Source organism: Schaalia turicensis ACS-279-V-Col4 (genome assembly GCF_000296505.1).
Classification (GTDB): Bacteria; Actinomycetota; Actinomycetes; order Actinomycetales; family Actinomycetaceae; genus Pauljensenia; species Pauljensenia turicensis_A.
In genome coordinates this window covers 104,733-122,009 of the sequence record NZ_JH815209.1, presented here as the reverse complement: position 1 = coordinate 122,009, position 17,277 = coordinate 104,733, and the positions used below count along the sequence as shown (strand labels likewise).

Annotated in this window: 15 protein-coding genes and 1 tRNA gene; 9 read left to right on the top strand and 7 right to left on the bottom strand. The window is 55.4% G+C overall.

The window, feature by feature from the left end; translation table 11 throughout:
- Positions 1–154 precede the first annotated feature (154 nt).
- The 3 genes from HMPREF9241_RS04235 to tkt form a co-directional block, all read right to left on the bottom strand.
- Entirely contained in the window at positions 155–1,198 is a 1,044-nt protein-coding gene (locus HMPREF9241_RS04235) for a trypsin-like serine protease (protein ID WP_006681042.1), read from the bottom strand.
- A gap of 2 nt (positions 1,199–1,200) precedes the next feature.
- Positions 1,201–2,157 (bottom strand): DUF418 domain-containing protein, encoded by a 957-nt coding sequence (locus tag HMPREF9241_RS04230; protein WP_006681041.1) that lies wholly within the window; start codon positions 2,155–2,157, stop codon positions 1,201–1,203.
- Between the two features lie 593 nt (positions 2,158–2,750).
- Positions 2,751–4,832 (bottom strand): transketolase, encoded by a 2,082-nt coding sequence (gene tkt, locus HMPREF9241_RS04225; protein WP_006681040.1) that lies wholly within the window; start codon positions 4,830–4,832, stop codon positions 2,751–2,753.
- 300 nt (positions 4,833–5,132) lie between these two features.
- Here tkt and xerD point away from each other — a divergent pair, with 300 nt between their 5' ends.
- From xerD to HMPREF9241_RS04185, 8 genes are all read left to right on the top strand, one after another.
- Positions 5,133–6,074: a site-specific tyrosine recombinase XerD gene (gene xerD, locus HMPREF9241_RS04220; protein WP_006681039.1), complete on the top strand. Its 942-nt coding sequence runs from the start codon at positions 5,133–5,135 to the stop codon at positions 6,072–6,074.
- A gap of 23 nt (positions 6,075–6,097) precedes the next feature.
- Entirely contained in the window at positions 6,098–6,961 is an 864-nt protein-coding gene (locus HMPREF9241_RS04215; RefSeq protein WP_040318539.1) for a ParA family protein, read from the top strand.
- Positions 6,945–7,784, top strand: coding sequence for a segregation and condensation protein A (locus tag HMPREF9241_RS04210; protein WP_006681037.1), 840 nt, complete (start codon positions 6,945–6,947; stop codon positions 7,782–7,784). The genes HMPREF9241_RS04215 and HMPREF9241_RS04210 overlap by 17 nt, the downstream gene beginning before the upstream one ends.
- The gene (gene scpB, locus HMPREF9241_RS04205; RefSeq protein ID WP_006681036.1) at positions 7,777–8,358 is read left to right on the top strand and encodes an SMC-Scp complex subunit ScpB; all 582 of its coding nucleotides are present in this window, start codon (positions 7,777–7,779) and stop codon (positions 8,356–8,358) included. The genes HMPREF9241_RS04210 and scpB overlap by 8 nt, the downstream gene beginning before the upstream one ends.
- On the top strand, positions 8,355–9,104 hold the full coding sequence (locus HMPREF9241_RS04200) for a pseudouridine synthase (protein ID WP_006681035.1): 750 nt from the start codon (positions 8,355–8,357) through the stop codon (positions 9,102–9,104). The genes scpB and HMPREF9241_RS04200 overlap by 4 nt, the downstream gene beginning before the upstream one ends.
- Entirely contained in the window at positions 9,104–10,243 is a 1,140-nt protein-coding gene (locus HMPREF9241_RS04195) for a prephenate dehydrogenase (protein ID WP_006681034.1), read from the top strand. Before HMPREF9241_RS04200 ends, HMPREF9241_RS04195 begins: the two co-directional genes overlap by 1 nt.
- 21 nt (positions 10,244–10,264) lie before the next feature.
- Entirely contained in the window at positions 10,265–10,996 is a 732-nt protein-coding gene (gene cmk, locus HMPREF9241_RS04190) for a (d)CMP kinase (RefSeq protein WP_006681033.1), read from the top strand.
- Between the two features lie 100 nt (positions 10,997–11,096).
- Positions 11,097–11,170, top strand: a tRNA-Pro gene (locus tag HMPREF9241_RS04185).
- Between the two features lie 290 nt (positions 11,171–11,460).
- Here HMPREF9241_RS04185 and HMPREF9241_RS04180 read toward each other — a convergent pair.
- Positions 11,461–12,486, bottom strand: coding sequence for a DUF5692 family protein (locus tag HMPREF9241_RS04180; RefSeq protein WP_006681032.1), 1,026 nt, complete (start codon positions 12,484–12,486; stop codon positions 11,461–11,463).
- On the bottom strand, positions 12,486–13,454 hold the full coding sequence (locus HMPREF9241_RS04175; protein WP_373273800.1) for a hypothetical protein: 969 nt from the start codon (positions 13,452–13,454) through the stop codon (positions 12,486–12,488). Before HMPREF9241_RS04175 ends, HMPREF9241_RS04180 begins: the two co-directional genes overlap by 1 nt.
- A 276-nt stretch (positions 13,455–13,730) precedes the next feature.
- On the opposite strand from HMPREF9241_RS04175, the gene HMPREF9241_RS04170 reads away from it, so the two are divergent.
- Complete coding sequence (locus HMPREF9241_RS04170) at positions 13,731–15,011, top strand: DUF5692 family protein (protein ID WP_006681030.1); 1,281 nt, start codon at positions 13,731–13,733, stop codon at positions 15,009–15,011.
- Positions 15,012–15,098: 87 nt separating this feature from the next.
- Here HMPREF9241_RS04170 and HMPREF9241_RS04165 read toward each other — a convergent pair whose 3' ends face one another.
- Both HMPREF9241_RS04165 and der read right to left on the bottom strand, forming a co-directional pair.
- A complete protein-coding gene (locus tag HMPREF9241_RS04165) occupies positions 15,099–15,671 on the bottom strand; it encodes a methylated-DNA--[protein]-cysteine S-methyltransferase (RefSeq protein ID WP_243440773.1) in 573 nt (190 codons plus the stop codon).
- A gap of 114 nt (positions 15,672–15,785) precedes the next feature.
- Positions 15,786–17,264 carry a ribosome biogenesis GTPase Der gene (der, locus tag HMPREF9241_RS04160; RefSeq protein ID WP_006681028.1) on the bottom strand — a complete coding sequence of 493 codons (1,479 nt, stop codon included), beginning with the start codon at positions 17,262–17,264 and terminating at the stop codon, positions 15,786–15,788.
- Positions 17,265–17,277 lie beyond the last annotated feature (13 nt).

The following is a 17,277-nucleotide window of genomic DNA, read 5'->3' as shown; positions in this document are numbered from 1 at the left end:
GCCGCTTTTGTACTAACGGGTCTGCTGAAGGCAAGGGGGCAGATACGGGTCGCATGACTGTAAAAGAGCTAATGTTTGAAGCCGTCACCCAGTTTTCTGGGAGACGGCTTCAAAGGGTGAAATGTCTATTCGCTCGACAGTCCGGTAGGAATCCTTACTGGCGCGCATTGCGGATACGTGAGCCGATTGCTCCCACAGCAAGGCCTACGAGTGCGATCGCAAGGTAGCCCCAAATGTTATCGCTACTGGTTTGAATGTTCTCTGGCGGTGCAGGAGTGTTTTCTGCAGTTAGAACGCTTTGGGTGTCGCGGCCAGAGATAATGTTGTCGATCCATTCGGCGGTGCCTGCAACTGTGGTGATTGCAGCACTAGGGGAGGGAAGGTCCGGATCCCCATTGGCAGTTCCAGCGGCGGTAGCAAGTCCCGCAAGCTTTCCGTCGACAAAGAACGGGCCACCGGAGTCACCACCCTGCATGCCAGCTCCAGAAACTGACTGCACATCCAAGATAGAGGTTTCGATCCTAGGCTGTATGGAGTTGTCGGCTGGGCCTTCCGACATCCCCTCAGGATTAGACTCGGTTTGGCCAGTTTCTGTCATTCCAGGTTTTGACTGTGGAGCCTGTGGCGGGGCAGTCTCTGTAGACGCATCAGCGCCGGTAGGTGCCTTGGAATCGGAAGGAGTTTCGGGAGCACTCGGCGTGTCAGAACCGGAAGGCGCGCCACCTAGTAGCTCTTTGACAACCATTGTGGCCATTGGTAGCTGTCCAGATCGTGCCATTGACGAGCTGCTACTCCAACCGTAAAGAGTTCCCGTCTGCCCTGGGGTTGGAATATCGTGGGAGATTTTTGCGGGGGTTGCGTTAGTCACTTTCTCAGTCAGGTGAAGTAACCCCGCGTCAGATGTGGGCGAAAGAGCCCAGGAATCAGCGTTGTAGACCTTTCCAGCGATGCGTGCCTGGGTGCCTTCATTGTTGACTGACTCTAGACAGTGGCGGGCTGTGAGTACCCACTGGTCGGCAACGAGTGTGCCCGTGCAGTCACCAAAGCTACCGATTTTGCCCATTTTGAGCGCGGCAACGGAACTGCTTTCCGCATTTTCTGGCGCCGGCTCGCCATATTCGAGTGCGAGAGCCGGAGTGGCAGTCATGAGCAGGGTGGCGCTGACAATGGCAGCGACCGAAAAAAGTGATTTTTTCACGGTTAATTCCCTTTCTTAGAAGGAACAATGGCCTTGATCGTGGTGGCAACGAGTTTCTCAGCAGGACCCTGTCCTACAAACTTCTTCCACAGGCTGGCTGCGATGAGGAAAAATACGATGAAACCGATTGCTGACACAGTGGAATGTAACGCGACCTTTTGCTGCCAGTAGAAAGCGGTAAGAATGTGCAGAATGTAAATGGTTAGCGACATTGTTCCCATGGCCGCGAAAGGATAGGCCACGATTCGAGAGTGGTCTCCTACAATCAGGCACAGGTGAATCACTACGGATGCAACCGCAACGGCGAGGATAACTTCGCCTAGGACGCCGGTGTGACCGGTAAAGCTGAGCCAGCTGGGAATGTTTGGGTCAAATCGGAAGTAGATGCCGATACCAGCGATGACAACGCTGATAGCGGTTACGATCCAGCTCAGTCGAGTGTGAGGGGTGCTGTTCGCATCGGGGGTGCGCTGTAGTCGGTCGCGCAGGTACACATCAAAAAGAAGCATGCCACCGATGAAGTATGCAATCCATGCCAATAGCGGATAAATCTGTGGCAGTTCGATGGGGGCGTACACGATTGTTGCGGCGATTGTGGCGGCAATAAATAGACCGAGCCTCCACCACGTTCCCAATGCGGGCATCCAGGAAACTAGGATCATTACCAGGCCCATTACGATGAGGACCACTTGGATTTGTCCACCCACGGGCAGTAGTGCCAGGCCGATGAGGATAATTAAAGCGCCTCGGGCTATCAGCCGCAAGAAAGTGGTGCTGGTGTAGTTTCGTCCAATAATCATCATCGTCACGCCGGCGATGACGGCAAATAATGATGCGGGTAGGCCAGAGAGTATTACTTTGGTACTCCAAAGTAGCGAGGCCATGTGGATAACTATCATTCCGATGATCGCGAGTGAGCGCGCTACATCAAGCCCCACGATTCGTGAAGGTTTAGACACTCAGTTCTCTCCTTTACTCATACTTTAGAGAACTGTTCTTTGGTGAAACATGCTCCCTAAAACCGACGTGTCAAAAATGACTATCTATAAATAACTGCCAAATCTGGCAAAATATTTAGAGAATTCTGAGTGTCTTCTGGATTTTATTTTGACAGTTTGCGATAGCAAATCGAACGCGGGATTCCATGACACCAGTAGGAGGTTGCCATCCAAGACTCAGTTTTTGATCTTATGAGAATGCGTAGAAGATGCTTCTATTCAAGGCTGATCTTGGCATGGAAGAAAGCGTGATGCCGTGATGGATTTGCTTACGATTTCGCCTCAGGTTCTGCATACGAACCGTTGGTTTCATTCATGCGGTTAGACACCCAGGGGAGGGGGGAGTTAAAAGCTCCCGTCTAATGCGAATATTTAAAGTAGCTGGGGCGTGCCAAAAGGCACGCCCCAGCGCTATGTGATTGTTGAAGCTTGCCGGACGCGACTAAGCCGGAACAGCACAGCTATCTATATAAACGGACGTAGCCACAGAGGATGTTCCCCTGTGGCTACGTCCGTTGTATTTCAGCGGGTTACACCTTAACTAAAAGGTGGCTTCACCGTGCAGCTGTGATCGATTCCTTAGCAGCCGCAACAACGTGGTCAGCATCGATTCCGTATTCCTTGAACAGGAAGTCACCGGGTGCCGAGGCACCGAAGTGTTCGATGGAGACTGCGCGACCTGCATCGCCAAGGTAGCGGTACCAGGGCAGAGCGATACCTGCTTCGACGCTAACGCGAGCCTTGACGGCCGACGGTAGAACCTCTTCGCGGTATTCTGCATCCTGCTGCTCGAACCAGTCGAGGCAGGGCACGGACACGACGCGAGCCTTCACGCCTTCACCCGCGAGTGCTTCGCGTGCTTCGAGTGCCACGGAGACCTCGGAACCGGAAGCCATGATGATGACGTCCGGGGTGCCCTCGGTGTCAGCGAGCACGTATGCGCCATGGACGAGGCCGTCAGCGGTGGCAAGCTCGGTGCCTTCACCGCGTGCCGGGTTCGGCAGGTTCTGACGGGAGAGAACCAGGGCAGCCGGGTGACGTTGCTCGAGGACTGCTCGCCATGCAGCTGCGGTTTCGGTTGCGTCGCCGGGGCGAATCACTGCGAGGTTCGGGATTGCACGGTAGGAAGCGAGGTGCTCGATTGGCTGGTGGGTCGGGCCGTCTTCGCCAACGCCGATGGAGTCATGCGTCCACACGTAGGTGACGGGCAGATCCATGAGGGCTGCGAGGCGGACAGCACCACGCATGAAGTCGGAGAACACGAAGAACGTACCACCGTAGGGGCGGGTGAGGCCGTCGGCTGCGATGCCGTTCATGATGGCGCCCATGGCGAATTCGCGGACACCGAAGTGCATGTTGCGACCGAATTCGTTGCCCTGGAATGCGTCGGAGGATGCGCCTTCAGGCAGGAAGGAGGGCTGGCCCTTCATGTAGGTGTTGTTCGAACCTGCAAGGTCAGCAGAACCACCCCAGAGTTCCGGAATAGCTTCGGCGATCGCGTTGAGGACTGTGCCCGATGCTGCACGGGTTGCGATTGCCTTGCCAGCTTCGAAGGTCGGCAGTGCTTCTTCCCAGCCTTCGGGGAGCTTGCCGGACTGCAGACGCTCAAGAAGCTCTGCGCGCTGGGGGTTCGCTGCCTTCCATGCCTCGAAACGTGCGTCCCAATCCTTGCGGTATTCGGCGCAACGCTTGGCAACATTCGCACGTGCAGCTTCGACTGCCTCAACGTCGACGTCGAACATCTTCTCCGGGTCAGCTCCGAGGGCTTCCTTGAGACCGGAGAGTGCTTCACCACCGAGCTTGGAGCCATGGATGCCACCAGTGTTGGTCTTGCCGGGGGTCGGCCAGCCGATCAGGGTGCGAACTGCGATGATGGACGGCTTGTCGGTGACAGCCTTGGCAACGTCGAGTGCCTCGGAGAGGGCTGCGACGTCTTCGGTGTAGGAGCCATCTTCCTGCAGCCAGTTGACGCGCTGGACGTGCCAGCCGTAGGCCTCGTAGCGTGCTAGGACGTCTTCGGAGAAGGCGATCTTGGTGTCGTCTTCAATGGAGATGTGGTTGTCGTCCCAGATGAGGGTCAGGTTGCCGAGCTTCTGGGTGCCTGCAAGCGAGGAGGCTTCAGCGGAGACGCCTTCTTCGAAGCAACCGTCGCCAGCGAGCACGTAGACGTTGGTGTCGAAGACGGATTCGCCGAGGGCAGCTTCCGGATCCAGCAGGCCGTGCATACGTCGCGATGCCATTGCGAAGCCGACGGCGGAAGCAATGCCGGTGCCGAGCGGGCCGGTGGTGATTTCGACGCCCTTGGTGTGGCCGTACTCCGGGTGCCCCGGGGTCAGGGAGCCTGCGGTGCGCAGGGTCTTGAGGTCATCGAGCTCGAGGCCGATGCCTGCTAGGTAGAGCTGGACGTACTGGGTGAGTGAGGAGTGACCTGCCGACAGGACGAAGCGGTCTCGGCCGAGCCAGCGATCATCCTTCGGGTCAATGTGCATGTGGCGCTGGTAGAGCAGGTATGCGGCCGGTGCGATGGAAATCGCAGTGCCTGGGTGTCCGGATCCTGCCTGTTCAACGGCGTCTGCAGCAAGAATTTTTGCCGTGGTCACTGCACGGTCATCAATTGCGTCCCACTTGAGTGTCACTTCGGCCTCCAGCCGGGTTAGGCCCCATCATTGGGGCATTCTTTTTACGATTGCTAGTTTAGCGAAAGAAAATCGAACAGTTGAGGGGAAAGTCTGCTCACATGTGCACGTGTCGCTGGCAATTGTTCTCCCTCAGATACGCGCCTACCTGAGCAGATGGACTCAACGCCTCGATAGTGTCTCATTCGAGCCTCGCCCTCGTCTTCGATTCACGAGGCCGCCCATCGGTGTTGGAACACACGGGCGTTCGTAGGGCGGGTATTTGCGGATCTAGGGTCGGAGTGCCACTAGGCTGAGTGCGTGAGCGAAATCGGTGAGTACATTGACGAGTGGCTTGGCTATTTGCGGGTTGAACGAGGTTCGTCGATCAACACGGTTTCCAACTACAAACGCGATATTGAGCGCTATCGCTTAGACCTTGAAAGTCACGGGTTGAGCGACCTGAAAACGATCACGTCTGCTGATATCGAACGTCACCTCGCCGACCTGAGCGCAGGCACGCTGAGTGGCAAGCCAGCGGCGGCCTCGTCAATTGCGCGGGCAAGTGCTGCGATTCGTAGCTTCCACACATTTGTTTCGGCGACCAGCCCCGACATTCATAATCCGGCCGCTCGCATTACTTCGCCGAAACAGGGGAGTCACCTTCCTCACGCACTGTCAGTTGAGCAGGTGAGCGCGTTGCTTGACGCTGCCCGAGTCGGAGATGACGTGATCAGCCTGCGCGACAGTGCGCTGTTGGAATTGCTCTATGCGACAGGAGCGCGCGTTTCAGAGGCTGTCGGTCTTGCACTTGATGATCTTGACCTTGACGAAGAGCTTCCCGTTATCCGCCTCTTTGGTAAAGGGCGTAAGGAACGCATTGTGCCCCTCGGCTCGTACGCGAAAGCGGCAATCGAGGCGTACATTGTGCGCTCCCGTCCTGTGCTCGCCCAGCGCGGGCAGGGGAGTCCCGCTCTGTTTTTGAATTCACGAGGCCGGGCGCTTTCACGTCAAAGCGCATGGGAAATAATCCAGCGCGCTGCAGACAGGGCTGGGATTGATGAAGACGTTTCACCCCATACATTGCGCCATTCATTCGCAACGCATTTGTTGGAAGGTGGAGCATCGATTCGTGACGTCCAAGAACTGCTTGGTCACGCATCAGTGCAAACAACCCAGATCTATACACGAGTCACACCAACAACCTTGAAAGAGGTCTACCAGCTGGCACATCCGCGAGCAAAGGCCACCCACGCGAACTAGCGAACATGAACTAACATTGAGGTGTGACGAAAGACGTGCAGCCAACATTGAACGGTGACATCGCAGATGACACCGAAGGTTTTCCGATTCCAGCACCCCTGAACGGACACGGTCCGGCCAGGGTGATTGCCGTATGCAATCAAAAAGGTGGTGTCGGCAAAACCACCACCACAATTAACTTGGCTGCAGCTCTTGCCGAATACGGTCGAAAAGTACTGATCGTCGACCTTGATCCCCAAGGTGCCGCATCCGTTGGTCTTGGAATCAATACCTTGGACATGGATTGCACGATCTACAACCTGTTGCTTGACCCCAAAGCAGATGTCCGCTCCACTATCTGCCACACCTTGCTTGACGGCCTCGACATTATCCCCGCCAACATCGACCTGTCAGCGGCAGAAGTCCAACTGGTCAACGAAGTGGCCCGCGAATCCGCGCTGGCTCGCGTCATCCGTCATATTGAAGACGACTATGACGTGATTTTCATTGACTGCCAGCCGTCGCTGGGTCTGCTTGCAGTAAATGCCCTGACCGCCGCGCACGGCGTGATTATTCCCGTCGAAACCGAGTTCTTCGCTCTTAGAGGTGTTGCCCTTCTTGTGGACACCATTGAAACTGTCCGCGACCGCATTAATCCGCGTTTGAAGATCGATGGAATCATCCCGACGATGGTCAATCTGCGCACCTTGCACTCGCGTGAGGTTCTTGCTCGCCTCGACGAGAGATTCGGTGATCTTATCTACACCACGCATATTGCTCGTACTGTGAAGTTCCCTGACGCATCGGTCGCAACCGAGCCGATTATTACCTACGCGCCCAATCATCCCGGTGCTCGTGCATACCGTCGTCTTGCACGTGAGGTCGTAGCCCGTGGTGACGCCGCCTGAGCCCAGCGCAGTCGAACAGGGGGCGATAGATGACTTCCGTGTCACCCTGGACGTTTTCGAGGGACCATTTGACCTTCTCCTTCAGCTGATCACGCGCAAACGTCTTGACATTACTCAAATATCGCTGGCCGAGGTCACCGACGAGTTCATCGCTCATATGCGGATCTTTCCAGATCTGTCTCGTACTACCGAATTCTTGGTCGTCGCGGCGACACTTCTCGATATCAAAGCAGCGTCACTTTTACCACGAACTGAAGCTGACCCAGATATCGCATCTGAAGACCTAGAGGCACGCGACCTCTTATTCTCACGCCTGTTGCAATACCGTGCTTTCAAAATGGTGGCAGCTGACATTGAATCAGTATTGGATGACAACGCCGGCTACATTCCTCGCCAGGTTCCGCTTGAACCCCAGTTCGCAGCCCTCCTCCCAGAATTAAAGTGGGAGGTTCGTCCGAACGACCTGCTCAACGCCGCGGTCCGCGCATTTACAACCGTCGAGCCTGAAGTGGTCACCACGCACCTTCATGACCCGGTCGTTCCGGTGCGCGAGCAAGCACGTGTTGTTGCAAGCAAATTGAAACACTACTCTCGCCTTACGTTTGCCGATCTGGTGGCGGACGCCGAGTCGCGCGCCGTCGTCATTTCCAGGTTCCTTGCCGTTCTCGAGCTGTTTAGGAGGCGTGCGCTCGAGGTCGCTCAAGACGAACCGCTTGCAGAACTCATCCTGACCTGGACGGGCGCTGACGATACAGACATTGACATTGACGAAGCAGAATATGGGGCTCACCTCGACAGGGAACAGGAGACGAGCAATGACTGATACCGCTGAAATGTCAGGCTACGAAGAACTCTTCGCTCCGCTCGAAGCTATCCTGATGGTAGCTCCAGAACCCGTGGATGTTGGCGACCTAGCTGAAGCTCTCCACGTTAATCCCCAAACAGTGCATGACGCCCTTTGCGCCTTATCGGCCTCGTACCGCGGAGAAAACGGGCAGAGAACGGCAGGTTTCGAACTACGCCAAACTGGGGGAGCATGGCGAATCTACTCCGCGAGGCGCTGGGCCAGCCTCGTTGGGCGCTTCATTGTGGGCAGTGCGCAGTCGCGTCTGTCACAGGCAGCACTGGAAACTTTAGCCGTCGTTGCCTATCGCCAGCCAATCTCAAGGTCGCGTATCTCGCACATTAGAGGCGTGAACGTTGACGCCGTAGTGCGTACGCTTGTAGCTAGAGGTCTGATCGAAGAAGTCGGTGAGACAGATTCGGGCGCGCACCTGTACGGAACGACGCGCGAATTCTTAGAAAAGATGGGTTTTAAATCCCTGGATGACCTGGTGCCCTTGGCACCGTATTTGCCGGACAGCGATGAGCTGGACGAACTGGAGGAACAGCTGTGAGGAACGATCCCTACATTGAGGGCGGTATTCGCCTGCAGAAGGCACTGTCTCAGGCGGGAATCGCTTCGCGGCGCGCTGGCGAAGAGATGATCGCGGACGGACGTGTTCAGGTCGATGGTCAGGTTGTGCGTTCCCAGGGCATGCGCGTTGATCCAACGAAGCAGGTCATTCACGTTGACGGTGAGCGCGTGTTCTTCTCAGACACGAAGCCGATCGTCCTGGCAATCAACAAGCCCGTCGGCGTTGTCTCCACGATGTCTGACCCCGAAGGTCGCCCGACTCTCTTAGACCTGATCGCAGACTACCCGGAGCGCCTGTACCACGTCGGTCGACTCGATATCGACACATCCGGCCTTCTGCTACTGACGAACGATGGGGAACTCGCGAACCGTCTGACCCACCCCTCGTACGAAGTCCCGAAGACCTACGTTGCCCGTCTGCACGGTGAAGTGAAGCCTTACATTCGTCGCACGTTGCTTGACGGAATCGAGCTGGAAGACGGTCCGATTGCCGTTGACTCTTTCCGCGTTGTCGACACCTACGGTGACATCACGACCGTTGAGATCGTTGTTCACGAAGGTCGAAACCGCCTGGTTCGTCGCATGATGGACGAGGTTGGCTTCCCGGTTCGTGAACTCGTGCGCACCGCATTCGGCCCGATCCACCTGGATCGCCTGCAACCGGGCACCACACGTCGCGTGAAGGGCAACGCTCTGGTCGCTCTGTACTCTTCCGTGGGTCTCTGATGCCCACTCGGCCTATCGCCACAACCGGCCCGATCCTGATTATTGGATCGGGCTTGCTGGGCGCTTCGCTCGGATTGAATCTCCGCGCGGCAGGTGTCGACGTATATCTCGAGGATTCTTCACCAACTTCATTGCGCCTCGCGCAAGATATCGGTGCTGGCTTCCCATTTTCCGAGGCCAGCGATGTCACACCCGCCTTGGTTGTTGTAGCTACGCCACCGGATGTTGCAGACGTCTGCGTAGTCGGGGCCTTGCAACGATTCCCGTCCGCGTTCGTTACGGATGTTGCTTCAGTAAAGAAGGCCGTTGCACAGGGGGTGCTTGAAGCTGGCACCGCAAAGGGCGATCCAACACTCGCTTCACGCTACGTTGGTTCGCACCCTATGGCAGGTCGTGAGCGATCAGGCGCCGGCGCCGCCGATGCTGACCTGTTCTACGGTCGCCCCTGGGTTGTCGTCGCACACGAAACCTCGGATCCAACAGCAGTCCTCGCCGTGCGCACTCTGGCAACTGACGTCGGATCTGTTCCCTACGAAATGGATGCGTCGACTCACGATGAGTCGGTGGCGCTTGTCTCGCATGTACCACAGTTGGTGTCGTCCCTGATCGCCGCACGTCTTGAAGAGGCACGTTCTGAATCAATGAACCTGGCGGGGCAGGGACTACGTGACACAACCCGTATCGCTGCCTCGGACCCTCGCCTGTGGACCGCGATTCTAGCCGGTAATGCCGGACCTGTTGCCTCGATTCTTACAGCTTTGCGCTGTGACCTCGATGATCTGATCGTTCACCTGGATGCTGCGAACCAGCGCGGCCCCCTTCGCGGTGGCATCGTCGGAGCCGTTAACCGCGTTATGGAAGCAGGCAACAGGGGAGTGTCGCGTATTCCTGGCAAACACGGTGGAGCCCCCAGTCGCTACGGCGAACTCGAGGTGCTGATTCCCGACACGCCCGGTGCTCTCGGCCGACTTTTCAGCGAGCTTGGCGAGATTGACATCAACATTGAAGACCTTGTGCTCGAACACTCTGCTGGTCAGCAGGTGGGCTTAGCTCGAATCATGATTGATCCGGCGCGCGTTGGTGAAGCTGAGGCTGACTTGGAACGTCGCGGATGGCGACTCATCAACTACTCAAACTGAAACATGGGTATGGAGGACACAATGACTTTCACTGATGACTCTCGACGCGACGCTATTAGCCACGTTGGCATCACTATCGCCATCGATGGTCCCGCAGGATCTGGTAAATCAACGATCTCCAAAACTCTTGCCTCACGTCTGGGCATTGGCTATCTCGATACTGGCGCGATGTACCGCGCACTCACGTGGTATGCGCTTGATCGTGAGATCGATCTTGATGATCAGGAGAGAGTCCGCGCTCTGGCTGACGAAATGCCACTGATCATGGACTCTGATCCGGTCAGCCCAGTTTTCCATGTCGGCGCCACGGACGTGACAGCGGCGATCCGTGAACCTCGTATTGCGTTGGCCATTCCGAAGGTGTCGACGAACCTGCCGGTTCGAAAGTGGATGGCGAGCGAACAGCGCCGACGCATGATGGAGGCCCGCGCTAACGGTTCCGGCATGATTGCTGAAGGGCGAGATATTACGACCGTTGTCTGCCCCGATGCTGACGTGCGAGTTCTTCTTCTTGCTGACGAGGAAGAACGCCTCCGTCGACGCACATTGGAACTTCACGGGAAGGTCACTGACGAACTTTTGGAGTCTGTCCGCGACCAAGTGGGCAAACGAGACGCTGCCGATTCCAAGGTTTCTGAGTTCATGACACCGGCCGAAGGCGTAGATGTCGTCGACTCTACTGGTCTGGGAATTGATGGTGTCGTGGAGGAAATCCTCAAGCTGATCGACGCTGATCTTGTGTCGAGGATGTGACAAAAGCCGTTTTATTGTCGTGGGACTGCTCCCAAGTGGAATTTAATTCCACAAGTGGGCTATGATCGTCAGGTCGATAAAATGACAGTAAAACCGAATACGGGCTATGGCGCAGTTTGGTAGCGCACTTGACTGGGGGTCAAGGGGTCGTGGGTTCAAATCCCGCTAGCCCGACAAAAAGCCCGGAATCTCAACGATTGAGGTTCCGGGCTTCGTCGTTTCCTCCCCGATCTCATGTTGAATCTCATGGTGAGATTCCGCCCGGAATTGTTTAATAGCAATTCCGGGCTTTTTCTTCTCGCTTGATCTCAGCCATCGCGGTCGGCCTCGTTGCTTAAGTTCACGAAGCCGAGCACATGACTGTGACGTTCTTTCTGATCTCGTTCGATTTCAAAGCACACAGATGTGGCCGGCTCGGCGGCCTCGTGCCACCCAATCGGCCACATCACGTGTAAGCCGAAACGTCAGCTGACGTACCCAACTTCCGCGGGAGTCTTACCGATACGCTGGGCGATCAGTTCTTTGTCCTCATCGGTTGCAAGATCACGTACCCATTCGACGTAGGTCGGAGTATCGGAGTAAATCTCCTGCTTGAACGGGTTACGACGCAGTTTCACGATGCGATAGGCATGGCGACCGAACACAATGATGTTCGCAACCAATGCAGCAAACGAGATGATGAACATCGCGTATGGATTGTGCGCACTGCGGTGAGCGAACATCGAATCCTGCATGAAGTGCGGGAACGTCAACACCACCGCAGACCAGAACGTCAGCGTGTACGCACGATACTGGATCCACGCGCCCTTACCGAACTTCATAAACGCGGGAATCGTACACGAGGCAAGCAACGCGATTGCCGAGTACCACGCTCGGTCTGCAAGACAGTTGTACACGTAGGCAACATTCCAAATGTCGTACGCAATAATCCAACCGATCGTCAGATCGCCCCAGATTAGCCCCCGTTCCTTGCCTTTCGACACGAAGATACCGATCCAACCGGAAATCGCGAGAAGGTTCAAGATGCCAGCGATGCCATTCATGATGTTCCACGGACCACCCCAGGTCACCATTCCCTGAGAGGGATCAATGCCGTGAATGAAGTAGCACTGGAAATCGCGAACAACAGCCTCGGCAATGTTGACGCTAAGCAACAGTGGGGGGATCAGTAGATACCACTTGTTGTGTCGTAGCTTCGGGAAAACCTGCAATGCAACCAAGCAGAGGCTACCAAGCAGAGCCGAATACTGCTTCACAATCGGGAACCAGCCTGCGGAGTTCGTCCCAGCGGTCGAATGAGGCCACCAGAAGATACTCAGCGATACTGGCACCACGATGAACAGAGCAAGAACGACCCACATGTTCCGCTGGGCAAGCCAGGCGGCGAATGCGAGGGCAGCGATGACGATCAACAACATCACATAGTCCCACCATTCTCCCTTCTCAAAGAAGAAGAGGGTCGCATAGTCGGGAGGCGTGATGTTACCCATCACTTGGCCTCCTTACCCCAGTTGGGCAAGTAGGTCTTTTCCATCTTCTGACGGATCTGCTCGTTCCAATCGAATGCGGGTTCGCTCCATCCATCGAAGTATTCGGCATCAACCTCGTGCTCCCATGGGGTTCCCGGTCCTACTGGTGGCCAGCTGGGATCTTCGGTAACGGGCATACGAATCTCAGCAACTGCAGGCGACTTACGGCCGTATCGGAACCACTGTGTGTACGTTTCGTCGAACAGGGGAGTCCCGTCGTAGCGACCAGCTGGAGTACCGGACTTGAAGAACTGGCCGCCAAGCACTCCACGCATGAACTTGCCGGTGTGATGCTGCTTCTTACGGAACTCCAAAACGCGCTTCACGTAGATGTTCTGCATGTGGGTCATGCATCCGCCAATAAACTCGATATTGACCCAGTTCAAGGCCTTCATGGCAACTGAGTCAGGTTCGTATCCGATACGCCAGTGATTGATCAGACGCGTGCGACCGCCCTCAAGCGGAACGACGTAGAAGCACCATGCTGCTGCGAAGTGGGTCATTCCAGGGAAACGGAATGCGTAGGAGCCAGGTGCCTTTGGCGGATTCTTGGTGTCGACCCACTGGACCATGTATTTGCCGGGGACAATATCGGCCCATTCCATTGACATTCCGTGGTAATCGAAGGCGGCGATATCGCCGGGCATCATGGAATCTGGCTGTTGGAATTCTTCTTGAATTTCGTAGGAATTAAAGAAGGGGAGTCGAGCAAATGTTCTTTCTAAGAATTCTGAAGAAAATGAACCACTCTTTTCCGCGCCGATTTGTTTGAATAATCTCCATACTGCGTAAGCGGGGGCTTCAATTGTAATAGCGTAGGTTGAAGAATAACCATTATCGTAATTTGCGTCGATTAAATCGTCGCCCGGATAACGCCATGCTTGTTCTTCCGGAGTTGCTTTGCCGCTGAGCTGGCTGAAGCCATACATCCCGCTCAGGACCCCTAAAGCCCCCAGACCGATAGCGGTGCGAAGGCCACGTTTCGACGAATTCTTTGACATTTTTCTTCCTCTCGTCAAGGCCCAGTTGTGGGCAAGTGGAGGAGATAAATAAAACCCCGGCCAAAAGTCCTAAGCGTCTTTGCTAAAAAGAACTTTCTGCGGAATTATAAATCCCTCTTTGGGGCAATCTCGCTCCGTGTTTTTTCTTGTTCACTAGACTAGCTGAATAACTACTATCCCGTCTGTGTTTCAAGGAGGAAACTGATGGAGTCACTTTGGCTGTGGGAAATTGGCTCCCCGAAGGTCTATGCACTTTGGCTAGCGGTATTCGTCGCTCAGATGCTTGTTGCTGAGATCAACCGGCGGTGGAACTGGACCATCTTCGTTATCTGGACGATCGGTGGCATTGCACTTATGCCCTATGCTTGGATTCACGGCACACCAATGGTCGGTTGGTTCCCATTCGGCAAATACGCCATCATGATCCTTACTGCAACAATGACCGGAACCGTCCTTGTCTATGCGAAGAAAAATCCGCAAAAGGCGCACAAATACGCTATTTGGCTGGGTGTTGCACTCTGGATCGGTCTCGCAGTCAACATCATGGAAGCCAATATCCGTGACCTCACCATCTATTTCAACGCGGACACCTACTATGCGTGCGGAGCAGATTGGCAGTGCCTGAAACATGTCAATGACACTCACACTCTCGATATGATCGCGGGCCTTCCGGAAGCCAGGGGCGTGACCGCCGAACTCCATTCACAAGCATGGTACGAAGCAGTCGCGTCGAATCTTTCCGCTCGCCATATCGGTATTGATCCAGAAACCGGTTTTAGAACTATTGGTGGCTACTGGAACCTGATCAGCGCGGCAGCTGGCTTGCTCAACATCATCACAATTACCGGTCTAGGCAAGATCATCGCCACATCGCCAGGCAAGCAGAAGGTTCGTGGCCTGATCTGGGTTGACATGGTGTGGCCGTGGGTTATTGCCTACGACCTGTGGAACCATGCTTTCCTCTACAACTCGCTCGCTGACTACACCTGGTACTGCACAGCAGCCCTTCTTCTGGCATGTACCATTCCCGCCTTCACATGGGCAAAGGGCCAGTGGATTTGGTTCAGGTGCTTCACGTTAGTGTTCTGGATTTCTATGAACACATTGCTACCGGAAATCCTCGTTCCACCAAACTCCACCTTTAACTTCTCCACGATGGATCCGAACGCGAACATCATCTGTGCAGTCCTTGCATTGATCGCGAACGTTGCCCTGTTCGTCTACTGGCTCTACAAGATCGTTCGCTACCGCCGCAATCCGATCACCGGTGTTTTGTACCCCGAGCTCAGTGAATTCAAGACGATCGTTCGCACCCACTGCGATGACAGGGACAAGTACTTCCTTGTTGATCGCATTCCTGAAACCCCAGCAGAACTCGGCTTCGAACCCGATTCTCCAAACCCTCCAGCTGACGGTTATGTGTCATACATGCCGTGGTGGGGAAATAAGGACCATCGCTACCCGAAGGCTCGAACCGAGCGCTGACTATCATCAGCGTTCGTGTGCTACAGCAGAGTTTGGGGGTGTTATCGTCATTGATGACACCCCCAAACGAATTTCATGGTGGTGTATTTAGTCTGACGCTGGAGCAGGAATCCCGACATAGCGAGGCCTGAGTACGGGCTGGGGGACATAGGTTTTTGCGTCAATTTCTTTCTCAAACGTCAGAAGGTACTCTTTGGCTTCGCGCCCGCCAGCGTAGTCACCATATGATCCGTCTTTTCGCGTGATCCGATGGCATGGAGCAAGGATAGGCAACGGGTTATGGGAACAGGCTGACGCAGCCGCGCGATGAGCTTTCTTATTACCTGCAAGCAGTGCCAGGCCTGAATACGGCAATGTCGTACCGAAGGGAACCATCGTCAATTGTTGGGTAGCGCGCGCATAGAATCCCGAGATCAGGGACCAGTCCAGTGCAAGATCGAAAGTCTTACGCTGGCCAGCGAAATACTCTTCAATCTGATCGATGGCCTCAAACAGTTCTTTACTGTCTTCGACCATCTCATCATTCAACGAGTGTGCGACATTACGTCGTACTGTGGCGAAGTCTTCGCATTCGAAGGCAACTCTGACGATGCCTTTGCCAGACTTGATGAGCATCAGGTCGCCAATGGGGGAAGAAAGTGTTGTCCAGTGAAGCATCATTACTCCTTGGGTGAGCTCAACAGCGAATGGTACGAAACAGACTTTATGCACAAAGTCAACCCCGTGGTAGTTATCCACAGGGTTGACGTGTAAAACGAGTTGGTTCAGTGCCCGTTACTTGCGGCGGCGTTCGCGAACGCGCATACCGATCTGAATCGGAGTTCCTTCAAAGCCGAATTCCTCACGCAAACGGCGTTCAATGAAACGGCGATATTGCGGGTCAAGGAAACCCGTTGTAAACAGGACAAAACGCGGGGGACGTGATGATACCTGCGTGCCAAAAAGAATACGAGGTTGCTTACCGCCACGTAGCGGGTGCGGGTGGGCGGCAACGAGTTGGCCGAGGAACGCGTTCAGCTGACCTGTGGGGATACGCGTTTCCCAACCGGCAAGAGCCGTGTCGAGTGCACGCGTAATTCGGTTCGTATGCCACGCGGTCAGAGCGGACACGTTGATTCGCGGAGCCCACTGGACCTGGACAAGTTCGCGTTCGATTTCGTTCTTCAGTTCGTTCTGGCGGTCTTCGTCAACGAGATCCCACTTGTTCGTGACAATCACCAGTGCACGACCAGCATCAACGACCTGCTGAACGACGCGAATATCCTGTTCTGTCAGTGGCTGGGAGCCATCGAAGAGGACAAGAGCAACTTCCGCCTTCTCAATTGCTGCCTGGGTGCGAATCGACGCGTAGTAATCAGCACCGGTCGTACGGTGCATCTTGCGACGAATACCGGCGGTGTCAACAAACCACCAGAGGCGCCCATCAAGCTCAATGAGTTCGTCGACAGGATCGCGGGTCGTGCCAGCAAGTTCGTTGACGACAACACGTTCGGCTTGCGCGAGCGCGTTGAGCAGAGAAGATTTGCCGACATTCGGGCGTCCAACAAGTGCGATGCGACGAGGCCCCCCCTGAGGCAGTGCGCTTGCCACGGCGGATTCATCGGGCAGAACATCCATGATGGTGTCCAGCAAGTCGCCGATACCGCGGCCGTGGAGTGCAGAAATCGGGTGGGGCTCACCCATTCCGAGGCTCCACAGGTAAGCGGCGTCGGCTTCTTGTTGAGGAGAATCAACCTTATTTGCTGCCAGAATCACCGGCTTGCCTTTTGATCGAAGCATCGTAACGATGCGTTCGTCTGAAGCGGTGACGCCAACGGTTGCGTCAAGAACCAGAACGACGGCGTCGGCAAGGTCAACGGCAATTTCTGCCTGCTCAGCAACCGAACGGTCTAGACCTTTAACGTCGATTTCCCAACCACCGGTGTCGACGACTGTGAAGTCGCGACCTGCCCATTCGGCGGGGTAGGAGACCCTGTCGCGAGTAACACCGGGAGTGTCCTGAACGACAGCTTCGCGACGACCAATAATGCGGTTGACCAGCGTTGATTTGCCGACGTTCGGGCGTCCAACGATGGCGAGAACCGGTAGACCGGCGAGTTCTTCTTTACGCTCATCGAAAGAAGCTTCACCGTCGATCAGTGCAAGATCGTCCTCGTCAAGCTCGAATTGAGCAAGAGAAGCTCGCATGTGCTGAGCGCGTAGCTCAGATTCTTCTTCGGTGGCTAGGTCCTGATTCAGGTTCTCGTCATTCACCCGTTCATCTTAC